The organism is Delftia sp. (genome assembly GCF_059499305.1).
Genome location: NZ_JCABYI010000004.1, coordinates 655424 through 667486, shown reverse-complemented (window position 1 = coordinate 667486; position 12063 = coordinate 655424). Strand labels below are relative to the sequence as shown.

Below are 12063 nucleotides of genomic sequence, written 5' to 3'. Positions count from 1 at the left end.
GGCATGTTCAGGGGTCTCCGTAAGACGATGGATGGCTGGTCCTAGCGCGATGCCTGCACAGCGCGGGCGCGATCCAGGTGCAGCACGGCGGCATCCAGCAGCGGGTCGCCGCTGGCCTGGAGGGAGGCGGTGAAGGCCGCGTCCACGGGCACGCGCAGGCGCGGGGTCACGCCTTGGGCCTGTGCGGCGGGGTTGTTGCCGCCAGAGGGGCCGGTTTCTGCGAGCAGGGGGACTTGCACGATGAAGCCGGCCGGCAGGTGCACGCGCGTGGCGGGGCCGGTGGCGCCAGCCGTGGCACTGGTGGCGACGATGTCGGCACGTTGGCTGTGCTGCAGCCAGGCGGCGAACAGTTCGCAGGGGCCGGCGCAGCCGGGGCCGGTGAGCACGGCGACGGGGGCCGTGAAGGGCGCGCCCGTGGCGGCCAGCGGCAGCTGGGCCGGCAGGCCCAGGCCGCCACGGCTGCGCCAGACGCGGGCGGCGGGGTCGAACAGGCGCTGGGCGGCGTCCTGCATGCGCAGCGGCTTGTCGCGTGTGTAGAGCGAGGCCAGCATGTGGGGCAGCAGCTGGTAGGCGTCGTCGCCCCGGTGGGCGCGCAGGTCGATGACCAGGCCCGTGACCCTGGCCTGGGTGGCGGCGGCCAGGGCGCTTTCCCAGCGGCTGAGCTGGCCGGTGGCGCCGTCGGCAAAGCTGTCGAGGGCGATGTAGGCCAGGTTGCCGCCCTGGGCGCTGCGCAGCAGGAAGGAGGCGAGGGCGGGCTCGGCCGCAGGCAGGGCCGTGGTTGCGGCGGGGGCGGCGTCCAGGCGCAGGGTCTGTTCCTGGCTGGCCGGGGGCGCGCCGGCTGCGGTGCGCAGGCTCAGCGTGGCGGGCGTGCCCAGGTCCAGCGCCAGCAGGTCGGCGCGGCGGGCGTCGGCACCGGCGCGCAGCGAGGCGGGGGCAATGCGGTCCAGGTAGCGGGTCGGGCTTTCCCCTTCGATGGCGAGGATGTCGCTGCCGGGCTGCAGGCCCGCCTTGGCGGCGGCAGAGCCTGGCGCCACGCCGGTGATGGCGATGCGGCCGTCCTCGCGCAGCCAGGTGCGCGGCATGGGCATGTTGACGCTGCCGCGTGCCAGCAGCTGCGGGGACAGGCCCCGGTCTGTGCGGGCAGGCCAGGCCTGGCCGCCGGGCAGCAGAACGCGGTATTGGCCATCGCCCAGGCGCTGGCCCATTTCTGCCAGGGCCTGGGCCTGTGCGGCGCTGTCGCCGCGCTCGGCGGCGGTCTGCAGGCGCTGGCCGTAGTCGGCACGCAGCTTGCCGGCATCAAAGCCGCTGGCAGCGGCCAGCGGGTGGCGCTCGGCAATGAGGCCGATGAGGGCCTGGGCCGCATCGCCCGCGCCCAGGCGGGACAGGTCGATGTCCTGCGCGGGCTGGACGGCATGGAAGGCCAGGGCGATTTCCCGGGCGCGGTCGAAGCGCAGGCCCTGCGGCTCCAGCGTGACCACGGTGTAGCCGCGCGGCAGGGTGACCATGGGATCGTCGGCGGTGAACAGGCGCCCGTCGGCGCCAAAGCCGGAAGGGAAGCGCTGCGTGGCATCGCTGGCCCAGACCAGCAGCTTGCCGCCCGTGGGCTCCAGGATGTCGCCGCTTTGGCGCGGCCATTCGGTGCGCACCGAGCTGGCGCGCAGCATGGCGTGCTGCTCTATGGCGTCCAGGCTGCGCCGGCCCGCGCGCTGGGGCACGTCGGCATGGACGGACAGGGCGAAGATGCGCACGCCCCGGCCCCCGGGGCGGGCACGGCCGGTGGACAGGTCATAGGTCGTGCCGTCGGGGTCGCCGGGCAGTTCGATGGCCACGCCGGTGCTGTCGCCGCGCGGCAGGGCCAGCCATTGCGACTTGGCCGGCGCCACATGGGCGGCCCGGCGCTGCACGAGGTACGGCCCCTGGTCCATGAGCGCGACCACGGCCTGGCCGCGCCGGGCGCTGTCCGTCCAGGCGTCGCCCAGCACGGCCATGACGCGGCGTGGGCCGCCCTGGTCGTCCTGCACGGGGGCGGCGCCGGAGGGCGGCGACTGTGCCGCCTCGGGCTGGGCCTGGTTGCGGTCCCACCAGGCACGGGCCTCGCTGGCGGCACCGGTGGCCGCGCTGCGGCCGGCCTCCAGCGCCTGCTGGCCGGCCGTGGCGGCGCCCGAGGCCCGCTGCACGGTGTCGGCCGCCTGGCCGATGGCGCCCAGGTCCAGCGCCTGCGCAGCCGGGGCGGCCAGCAGCGCGGCTGCGATCACGGCCGTGGCGGCGCGTGGCAGGCGGTGCCTTCTCATGCCGGCTCCGCAGCGCGGGTGCGCACGTCCAGCGTGAAGTCGTCGCCGCTGGCGCCGGCATGCAGGCTTTGCAGTTCCTGGCCTTGCACGGTGGCCTGCAGGAAGTGGGCAGCCATGCGCGGCAGCAGGTTCTGGGTAAGGATGCCGTCCACCATGCGCGCACCGGACTCGACCTCGCTGCAGCGGCGGCGCACCAGGTCCACGGCTGCTTCATCGAAGCTGAACTGCGCGCCGTGGCGTTCCTCGATGCGCCGCTGTATGCGCAGCATCTGCAGCCGGATGATCTGCTCCAGCATGGCGTCGGAGATGGGGTAGTAGGGCACCACCGTCAGGCGGCCCAGCAGCGCGGCAGGGAAGGTCTGCAGCAGCGGCTGGCGCACGGCCTGGGCCAGGCCTTCGGGCGTGGGCGCCAGGTCCGGGTCGCGGCACATGCTGGCGATCAGGTCCGAGCCCACGTTGGAGGTCAGGATGATGACGGTGTTCTTGAAGTCGATGTAGCGGCCCTCGCCGTCTTCCATCCAGCCTTTGTCGAAGACCTGGAAGAACATCTCGTGCACGTCGGAGTGGGCCTTTTCGATTTCGTCGAGCAGGACCACGCTGTAGGGGCGGCGGCGCACGGCCTCGGTCAGCACGCCGCCTTCGCCGTAGCCCACGTAGCCGGGCGGCGCGCCCTTGAGGGTGGAGACGGTGTGCGCCTCCTGGAACTCGCTCATGTTGATGGTGATGAGGTTTTGCTCGCCGCCATACAGGGCTTCGGCCAGGGAGAGGGCGGTTTCCGTCTTGCCCACGCCCGAGGGGCCGGCGAGCAGGAAGACGCCGATGGGCTTGCCCGGATCGTCCAGCCGCGCGCGGGAGGTCTGGATGCGGCGCGTGATGGCCTCCAGGCCGTGGCGCTGGCCGATGACGCGCTTCTCCAGCGTGTCTGCCAGCGAGAGCACGGACTGCACCTCGTCACGCACCATGCGGCCCACGGGAATGCCGGTCCACTCGGCCACGACGGCGGCGACCACGCCGGCATCGACCACGGGCTGCAGCAGCGGGGAATCGCCCTGCAGCTCGGCGAGCTGGCGGCGCAGCGCTTCCAGCGAGGCCACGCTGGGTGGCTCGGCAGGTTCGGTTGCGGTGGCTTCGGCGGCCGTTTCCGGCGCCGCAGCGGACGGGTCTGCGGCGGCGCCGGTGGAGAAGACGGGCGGCTTCAGGCCCATGAGGGCGGCCTCGGTTTCCAGGATGCGGCGGGCCAGCGCGCTTTCCTGGCCAAAGCGCTCGGCCAGCGTGGCCTGGCGCTCGCGCAGGCTGGCCAGGTCGGTTTCCAGCGCCTGCAGGCGCTCGGCCGTGGGCAGGCCGAGGGCGGCCTCGCGCAGCAGCACTTCCTGCTCCACGCCCAGGGCCTCGATGCGGCGCTGCACGGCTTCCAGCTGGGCGGGCGTGGCATGCAGGGCCATGGCCACGCGCGAGCAGGCCGTGTCCAGCAGGCTGACGGCCTTGTCGGGCAGCTGGCGCGAGGGAATGTAGCGGTGCGACAGGCTGACGGCCGCGGCCACGGCGTCTGCGGCAATGCGCACCTGGTGGTGGTTTTCCAGCTTGGCGGCCACGCCGCGCAGCATGTCCACGGCGCGGGGCTCGTCGGGCTCGTGCACCTGCACCAGCTGGAAGCGGCGGGTCAGGGCCGGGTCTTTTTCGATGTATTTCTTGTACTCGGCCCAGGTGGTGGCGCCGATGGTGCGCAGCGTGCCGCGCGCCAGGGCGGGCTTGAGCAGGTTGGCGGCATCGCCGGTGCCGGCCTGGCCGCCCGCGCCCACCAGGGTGTGGACTTCGTCGATGAAGAGCACGATGGGCGTGGTGCTGGACTGCACGGCGTCCAGCAGGCCGCGCAGGCGGTTCTCGAACTCGCCCTTCATGCTGGCGCCGGCCTGCAGCAGGCCCACGTCCAGCACGCGCAGCTCCACGCCCTGCAGCGGCGGCGGCACATCGCCCTGGGCGATGCGCAGGGCCAGGCCTTCGACCACGGCGGTCTTGCCCACGCCGGCCTCGCCCACCAGGATGGGGTTGTTCTGGCGGCGGCGCAGCAGGATGTCCACCATCTGGCGCACTTCGTCATCGCGGCCCGTGACGGGGTCCAGTTCGCCCGCCTTGGCGCGGGCCGTCAGGTCCACCGTGTACTGCTGCAGCGCACCGCCCTGGCCGGGCGCGGTGCCCGTGGCCTGGCTGGCTTCGCCCGGCGTGCCTTCCAGCCCGCTGCCATCGGCCGCGCGCATGCGTGCCTCGGGCGAGTCGGGCAGCAGGCGGGCGAAGGCGTCGCTGAGCGCGGGCTCGGAGATCTTGTCGAATTCGCGCGAGATGGAGCGCAGCTCATTGGCCAGCGAGCGCGTGCGCACCATGCCCGACAGCAGATAGGCGCTGCGGATCTGGCTGTCGTTGAACATCAGCGTGGCATAGACCCAGCCGCGCTCGATGGCGGTCTCTATGTGCTCGGAGAAGTCGCTGATCGAGGTGGCGCCGCGCGGCAGCTGGTCCAGGCGGCGCAGCACATCGGCGGCCAGGCGGTCGGAGGCGATGTCGAAGTGGCGCAGGATGCGGATCAGGTCGCAATCGTTTTCCTGCAGCAGCTGGTGCAGCCAGTGCACCAGCTCCACATAGGGATTGCCGCGCAGCTTGCAGAACACGGTGGCGCCTTCCAGCGACTTGAACAGCAGCGGGTTGAGCTTGCCGAAGAGGGATTGGCGGCTGATTTCTGTCATGGGTCTTGGGTGCTTAAAAAGAAGGGATCAATGGGCGGTAGGAATTGCCGGCTAGCGTTGGGGGCGGACTTCGACCTTGCGGCCCTTGGCCTGGCACTGCGCCAGCAGCCGGTCGACCCAGGCGCGTTCGACGAGGAAGCTGCTGCCGGTGATTTCCTGCGCCGTTTCACGGACGTCGGCGGCGAGGTGGATGGCCTTGGCTTCGGACAAGGCATCGCCATCCCATTGCGCTTCATCCGGCGATGGTTTGGCGGTGAAGCGGCGCTGCCCCAGATTGGCGATCTGGCCGCCTTCCAGCCAGACCATCCAGACCGACGAGCGCGCAGGGACTGCGCTGCGGTTGTGCTGTTGCACGAAGCAAAAGCGCTGGAGGGCTGAAGGCTTTCCGGGGCCAGTCGATGCCTGGCGGCTCTTCAAATAGATACGCAGGGCGGCTGGAGAAGGAATCAGGGATTGCGCCGGACGCGAGAAATCGGAAGCCCGCCCGCTTTCAGGCGCTGCCAGCAAAGGCAGGGCCGACCCCGCCAGGGTGGCCAGCAGACACCTTGCGAGCAGGCGACGGCCTTGCCTGACACGGCATGGGCCGGGAAAGCGGTTGCGTCCGATATGCGGCATGCGGCTATCGGGCAGGAGTCACTTTGATGGTGCGGCCCTTGGCCTTGCATTGCGCCAGCAGCATGTCCACCCAGGCGCGTTCGACGAGGAAGCTGCTGCCGTAGATTTCCTGGGCCGTTTCTCGCACGTCGGTCGCGAGCTTGATGGATTTCATTCTTGCCAGGCTTTCACCATCCGCTTTGGCGTCTTCTTTCGTCAGCGTTTTGGGCGAATAGAGATGCCAGCCCATATTGACGATCTCGCCGCCATTGAGCCAGACCATCCACACGTTCGGCTCGGGATCGGACGGATGGTCGGGACGCTGCTGCACGAAGCAAAAGGTATTGCTCTGGCGGGCTCTTTGGGTTTCCCAGACTTCATCCTTGAACTTCAGGTATTGCCGCAGCGCAGTCATGGACGCGACTCTTTCCTGCGCAGGCCGAGAGTAGTCGGCAGCCGTCGGCTGGGTTTGCTGGCTGCTGATTTCAGCCGGCGATGCTGGTGGCGGCGATGATTCGGAGGCTTGGGCACCTATCAAGCAGGCGCTCACTGCAATGGCAGTGGCAAGGCTGGCCATTGGGAAATGGCGATGCGGTTTCAAAGCGCTTGATCCGGTATGGGTTGGTGACATGGAGTGCCCTCCTTGGTTTTCGATGTGTTTGGGGATCAGTCGCGTTTGCGCAGCCGGGCATGTGTGTAGAACATGTTTCTAGCCAGCGCGGCGTGCTGAATGAAGTCGGCACCGGGAGAGCTGGATTTCGCAGTTCTCCAGGCGAACAGGCCTGTGGGGGTAGGGTCTGGCGGCACCGCGCCGGTGGCAACGTCCAGGGCCGCCTGCACAAAGTCCAGATAGGCCTTGCGTTTGGGATGCAGGCCGTTGTTGGCGTTGTCCACATAGTCGCGGAGGTTCTTGGCAATGTCGGGACCCAGCTTCGGATAGACGTTGAAGCCATGGAATTGGACCGATCCCCGGTCATCCGCCATGACGATGTCCTCGACGCTGGTGGCACCGCGGGCCATGAAGTCTTCAGGCTTTCCGCTTTTCAAGCGGTTCTCGATGACTCGGCGCATCCATTGCATTCCGGTTTTCACGTTGTCGAGATTCCAGGCCAGTGAGGTGTCGCCCGGCGAGACGCTTTCCGCCAGGAACAGCCTTGCCAGCATCCCCTCCGTCGTGCTCTCCGCAGGCAGCGAAATGCTCTTCTCCACCTGCACGGTGATGGCTGCGGGCATGACGCTGAGCCCGCTTCCCTGCACCGCCACGATGCTGAGCTTGGTGAGCCCGGGCTGCTGCGCCACGAAGTCGAATTGCCAGCTGTCGGCGCGGGCGTTGTGTACGGGGGGCTGGGCCGCAAGAATGCTGGGCGCATCGATCCTGGCACCCAGCTTGTAGGCCTTTGCGACGGCCTCGATCTTGACGCGCAGGCGGTTGCCCTCGACCAGCGTCAGCGTGGAAGGAACCGGTGCGTTGTGCGGGAACTTGATCTGTACGGTGGGCATGTGTGCGAGCAGGGAAGTGGTGATTCAGTGGTTCGGTGATTCAGTGGCTCGAGGACTGGGGCCGGGGCCGGGGCGCCGGCCCCGCACGGGCTGGCGGCGCTGGCGCAGCCAGGCTTCGGGGTCCATGCGGAAGTCGCGCGCGTCCTGTGCGGGCTCGGCATGCGTGAGCCAGGTGGTCCAGCCGAGCTGGGTGCTGCTGCCCAGCCGGGCGGCAGGCACTTCCTGGCGGCGCAGTACCAGCACATAGTCCCAGGCGTATTCGATGCCCAGGTAGTTGCGCACCCAGTCCACCAGGGTCTGGAACAGTGCGGCCTGGGGCAGCAGCTGCTGGTACTGCTCCAGGCCCAGCGGGCCGAGCACCAGGCGGAACTTGCTTTGCGCATCGGGCACGCGCGAGCCCACGACGGCATCCACTCCCAGGCGCGAGTTGCAGGGGCGGCTTTGCAGCCGGGTCTGCTGCCCGGGTTCCAGCTCCAGGTGGTGCAGGCAGTTTTCTTCCAGCCGCACGGGGATCTGGAAGTAGTGCGACAGGGCCTGGCACAGGCCTTCGGGATTGCGTGTCCAGCGGGTCAGGTGGCCGGCCATGAAGCGCTTGGCGTGGTCGGGCACGTCGTCGCGTGTGCGCTGGCTGGGCAGGCCGGTGCCGATGAAGCTGTCTATGTAGCGGCCGAAGGGGTCCTCGCCGGGGCGGTCCAGCGATGCCGTGGGCTGGGCGTCCGACCAGGCGCGGAACAGCAGCAGCAGCATGCGGTGGTGAAAGATGTCGGAAAAACGCGCCAGCGTGGCGTCGTCATGCTGGCGCAGGCGCTCGCGCACGTATTCGGTGATGTGCGTGGGCAGCGGTCCGTTGGGGCCGTAGAGGCCGAAGTTCCAGACCGTCATGCGCTCGGGCTCGCCGGCGCGCGAGGGCAGGATCTCGGCGATGGTGGCGGGCGCGAAGGCCAGCGACGGGTCCTGGCCCAGGCGCAGCGGTTCGTCCTTGGGGCGCGTGGCCTGGCCCAGGCGCGGCAGGCCGGGGTGGCGCGCCTGCAGGTAGCGCAGGCTGTGCATCAGGTCGAACTGGTAGGGCCTGGCGCTCAGGCGCTGCCAGAACAGGCGCGCCCGAGCGTCCTCGGACGCGTTCGCCTGCACGGTGGGCAGCTCCGGGTCCTGATCGGGCACCGGCTGGGCAAGGGGAGCGTGCGCGGCGTTGCTCATATGCCGGGCCGTTGTCCGGGGCGTGGCGCCCAGTGCGCGACGGGGCCGCGCTGGCGAGAGTGCAGCTGCAGCTCGGTGAAGCTGTTGACGCCCACGTGGCGGGCAAAGAACCGCTCCAGCATGTTGGCCAGGGGCCAGGGGCTGACACCGGCCATGGCCGGCTCGTCCACGCTCAGGTGCACGCCCACGCCGCGCCCGTAGACGAGCTGGCGGTGCTGGGGCAGGCGGCGCGTGATGGGTTCGATGCGCATGCCCTGGATGGCGGCGATCTGTCCGGCCAGTTGGTGGTTGCCCAGGTCCAGGTACAGGCGCAGCAGCTCTTGCAGCGTGGCCGCGCCTTCCTCGTCGGACAGGTCGGTCATGGCCAGGTAGTTCAGGCTCAGGTGGGAGATCAGCCGCCAGGTGAGGCCGCCATCGGCCACGGCCGGTATCGGGGCGCTGGGGCCGGCGATGACGCGGGCCCAGTCCACCGGTGCCGACTCCTGAAGGGCAAAGTCGCCGCCCGGCTGGTTGACGCGCATGAGCAGGGGCAGGTCGCGGTTGGTGCACAGGGTATGCATGGACAGCTGCTTGAGCTCGTCGGAGAACGGCGCCTCGCGCTGGTCCACCAGCGAGATGAAGACTTCCGAGCCCAGGTACTGCGTGCGCGGGCCGCTGCGCAGGCTGCGTTCGGAAAACAGCCGGGGCTCGCGCCGCGTGGTGAAGTAGGCCTGCTCGGTGGAGTGCAGGCCGTGAGTGGATGCGTACAGCGGCGCAAATTCACGGTCCTGCGTCTTGCCTTCGTGGTGGCCGGTGACGGCCTGCACGCCGTAGACCTCGAAGTCCAGCGGCCGCATGCGGTCGGCAACAACGTGGTATTCGTGCACGTTGGAGGCCACGTGCAGGCGGTCCGCCGTGTACTCGAACAGGTTGATGGCTGGAATGCAGTGCATCAGCAGCTTGGCCGCGTCGATCTGCGGCTCCAGCGTGGGCGCGGCGCGGCGCAGCAGCAGCGTGATGCCCACGCCGTCGTGGGCAATGCGGCGCATGCTGCGCGACAGGCCGTTGATCGAGAAGAACCGCTGCCGCGCGGGAAACGCGAAGTACTCGTGCAGCAGCCGGTGGCCCTGGAAGGCGCGGTGCGAATAGGGAATCAGGGCCTGTTCGCTGTCATGGCCCTCGGCGCGCAGCGCATCGGGCGGGAGCACGTCCCAGACCTGGCGCGGGTCCTGCGGGTGGTGGACCACGATGGCCAGCGTCTGCGTGTGGATGAGCTCCTGCAGATGGGAAGCGACGACGTCGCCCGCATGGATGTACACCCACAGCTGGTCCAGCGCCACCTGCATGCACTGCGAGGCATCCAGCGTGGCCAGCTGCAGCCGCAGGTGGCCGCCGGCCTCGCCCAGCTGGGGCACCAGCGCATGGGGCAGGTCCAGCGCCGGGCCGCCCAGGCGGGCCTGGCGTATCTCCAGCGGCCACAGCGTCAGCGGCCCGCCGGTGCGGAAATCGCAGATGGTCTGCTCTTCCTGCACCTTGTGGGTGCGCAGCACGCTGCCCGAGGGCAGGGTGAATCCATCGACCAGGTTGCCTTCCTTGGCACTGGGCTTGAGCTGGACCACCACCATGGATGGCGTGGGCGCCAGGTAATGGGGGCAGACCATTTCCAGCATGCGCTGGGACAGGCGCGGGAACTCCGCGTCCATCTTCAGCTGGATGCGTGCGCTCAGAAAGCTGAAGCCCTCCAGCAGGCGCTCCACATAGGGGTCGGCCACATCGGTGTCGTGCAGCGACAGACGGCCCGCAACCTTGGGAAAGGCGGCAGCGAACTCGGCGCCCAGCTCGCGCAGATAGGCCAGTTCGCGGTTGTAGTACTCGACGAGGCGGGGATTCATGGTGTGTGTGGCGGCGTCCGGGCTCAGGCCCTGAGGTTTTGCAGCGAGACCTGGCCCGTCTCCAGGTCCAGGCTGGTCTTGAGCAGCAGCTCCAGCGGATAGGGCATGGACCAGAACTGGCAGCGGATCTCGAACTGCAGCGTGTTGTGGTGGTTGAGCTGCTCGGTGGAGGCCAGCAGCGTCACGGCCAGCGTCTTGGGCAGGATGCGCGGCTCGAAGGCCAGGATGCTTTCGCGGATGCTGCGTTCCACATGGCCCCAGTCCAGCTCGGACAGCAGCTGGCCGGCCAGCGGCGGCATGCCGTAGTTGATGACCGAGCGCTGCACATGCTCCAGCCCCTCCATCTCCACGTGGTCCCAGGCATCGCGCGCATTGAGCAGCCAGCCCAGGTCGCGCAGCAGGGCCTCGCGCAGGCGGGATTCGTTCACGAAGACCGCATCGGGCCGCTCGGTGCGCAGATGGGGCTCATGGTCGGTCAGCCGGTCCAGCAGGGCGGGCTGCAGCCGGTCCTTGGCTGCGGTCGCCTGGTTCTGGCGTGTGCGCAGCGTGGGCATGGGGTTGAGGGGACTGGGGCGCATGGCTTGTTTCTTCAGGAACCGGCCGGCCGGGCAGCCGCCAGGGGGTTCACGGGCTCCTTCGCCTTCAACGCCGGGTCTTGGCGGCAGGCGGAAAGAGGGCGCGAACGGGCAGAGAAGATCTGAACGATCTGCTCCTTGTCATCGGTGGACACCTTCATGCAGGCGCAGCCATAGCCGTGGCTGCCATGGCCGGTACGCACCCAGTCACGGTTTGCAAAGCGGGGCCAGTCACCCTGGGCCTGATGGCCGCCCTGCACGCCAACGGTCCAGTCGGTATCGCGATCGGTCAGCGAGGCATTGGCGGGCGTGGGATTGTCGAACCAGCCGCAGCGCAGGGCATTGGCCGGGCCGTGGCTGGAGGCCGATGCAGGCCACGGGCCCAGACACAGCAAGGCAGCCAGCAGCAAGAACGGGCAGCGCAGGGCTTGCGGGGACGCGGGGGCGACTGTTCCGTGCATGGCTTGCTCCGTCATCGCGTGGCGGTGTCCAGCGCCAGCTGGCGCACCTGCAGCATGGGAAAGTCCTCGGAGTCGGTGACCCAGGTGCGCTGGCCGTGGCCGGCCACGTGGCCTGCGGATTCGTCAGGATCGGAGGAGCCTGTGTCCAGCGGGCTCCATTGCGTGCGGCGCGACATGCGGACGGCGTCGTCATCGCCGGGCGCCAGCGGATAGCGCGCAGGCATGAAGCCCTGCAGTGCGCCACCCTCGCGCAGCGTGACCTCGCAGGGCAGCCAGATCAGGTCGCGCAAGTCCTGCACGGGCTCGAAGCCGATCTGTGCAATGGCGTCGAAGGGCAGCCAGTAGTAGCTGCCGTGGGCCAGCAGCTCGCAGACAGGGCCGAGGCGGGTATCGCTGTCGGCCAGCCATTCGAAGCGGTGCTCGCCCATGTGGCCTGCGGTGGCGGGCGCCTCGTCCAGGGCGCGGGCGCGCAGGTCCTGGGCAGCTGCTCCTTCATGGGCCAGGGCGTCGATCAGGCAGGCCAGCCATTGCGCGGGCTCGCCCATGAGAAAGGGCTTTTTCTTGCCGGCGAAGACCTCGGCGCGCAGCACCTCGCAGCGGATGGCCTCGCGGTAGGCGCGCGCCATGGGCTCGCACGAAGGGTCGAGCTGCGCGCACAGCTGCAACTGCTCCAGCGCCTTTTGCCATTCGCCCAGCACGCACAGCAGCTGGAAGTAGTAGACGCGCAGGGGCGCCGAGGCCGGGGCCTGGCGGATCTGGTCCTTCAGGGCCTTGAGTTGCTCGTCCAGGGAAAGCTGTGAGGTGAAGCTGGGCAGGGGCATGGTGAAAACGCAGGA

General features: G+C 69.4%; 10 protein-coding genes. All 10 read right to left on the bottom strand.

Features of this window, described 5'->3' with window-relative positions; all coding sequences use genetic code 11:
- Positions 1 to 41 precede the first annotated feature (41 nt).
- Positions 42 to 2291 carry a S41 family peptidase gene (locus tag AC5I49_RS04820; RefSeq protein WP_495788917.1) on the bottom strand — a complete coding sequence of 750 codons (2250 nt, stop codon included), beginning with the start codon at positions 2289 to 2291 and terminating at the stop codon, positions 42 to 44.
- Entirely contained in the window at positions 2288 to 5029 is a 2742-nt protein-coding gene (gene tssH, locus AC5I49_RS04815; protein WP_495788916.1) for a type VI secretion system ATPase TssH, read from the bottom strand. The genes AC5I49_RS04820 and tssH overlap by 4 nt, the downstream gene beginning before the upstream one ends.
- 51 nt (positions 5030 to 5080) lie before the next feature.
- Positions 5081 to 5536 (bottom strand): hypothetical protein, encoded by a 456-nt coding sequence (locus AC5I49_RS04810; RefSeq protein ID WP_227472493.1) that lies wholly within the window; start codon positions 5534 to 5536, stop codon positions 5081 to 5083.
- 112 nt (positions 5537 to 5648) lie between these two features.
- On the bottom strand, positions 5649 to 6254 hold the full coding sequence (locus AC5I49_RS04805; protein WP_227472492.1) for a hypothetical protein: 606 nt from the start codon (positions 6252 to 6254) through the stop codon (positions 5649 to 5651).
- A 35-nt stretch (positions 6255 to 6289) separates the two neighbouring features.
- A complete protein-coding gene (locus tag AC5I49_RS04800; protein WP_126311374.1) occupies positions 6290 to 7123 on the bottom strand; it encodes a hypothetical protein in 834 nt (277 codons plus the stop codon).
- A gap of 24 nt (positions 7124 to 7147) precedes the next feature.
- Positions 7148 to 8320 carry a type VI secretion system baseplate subunit TssG gene (gene tssG, locus AC5I49_RS04795; protein ID WP_154834271.1) on the bottom strand — a complete coding sequence of 391 codons (1173 nt, stop codon included), beginning with the start codon at positions 8318 to 8320 and terminating at the stop codon, positions 7148 to 7150.
- Complete coding sequence (tssF, locus tag AC5I49_RS04790) at positions 8317 to 10191, bottom strand: type VI secretion system baseplate subunit TssF (protein ID WP_016446993.1); 1875 nt, start codon at positions 10189 to 10191, stop codon at positions 8317 to 8319. The genes tssG and tssF overlap by 4 nt, the downstream gene beginning before the upstream one ends.
- 23 nt (positions 10192 to 10214) lie before the next feature.
- Positions 10215 to 10769: a type VI secretion system baseplate subunit TssE gene (tssE, locus tag AC5I49_RS04785; RefSeq protein ID WP_016453373.1), complete on the bottom strand. Its 555-nt coding sequence runs from the start codon at positions 10767 to 10769 to the stop codon at positions 10215 to 10217.
- Between the two features lie 11 nt (positions 10770 to 10780).
- On the bottom strand, positions 10781 to 11227 hold the full coding sequence (locus tag AC5I49_RS04780; RefSeq protein WP_016453374.1) for a DUF4087 domain-containing protein: 447 nt from the start codon (positions 11225 to 11227) through the stop codon (positions 10781 to 10783).
- An 11-nt stretch (positions 11228 to 11238) separates the two neighbouring features.
- Positions 11239 to 12048 (bottom strand): type VI secretion system accessory protein TagJ, encoded by an 810-nt coding sequence (locus AC5I49_RS04775; protein WP_312379326.1) that lies wholly within the window; start codon positions 12046 to 12048, stop codon positions 11239 to 11241.
- Positions 12049 to 12063 lie beyond the last annotated feature (15 nt).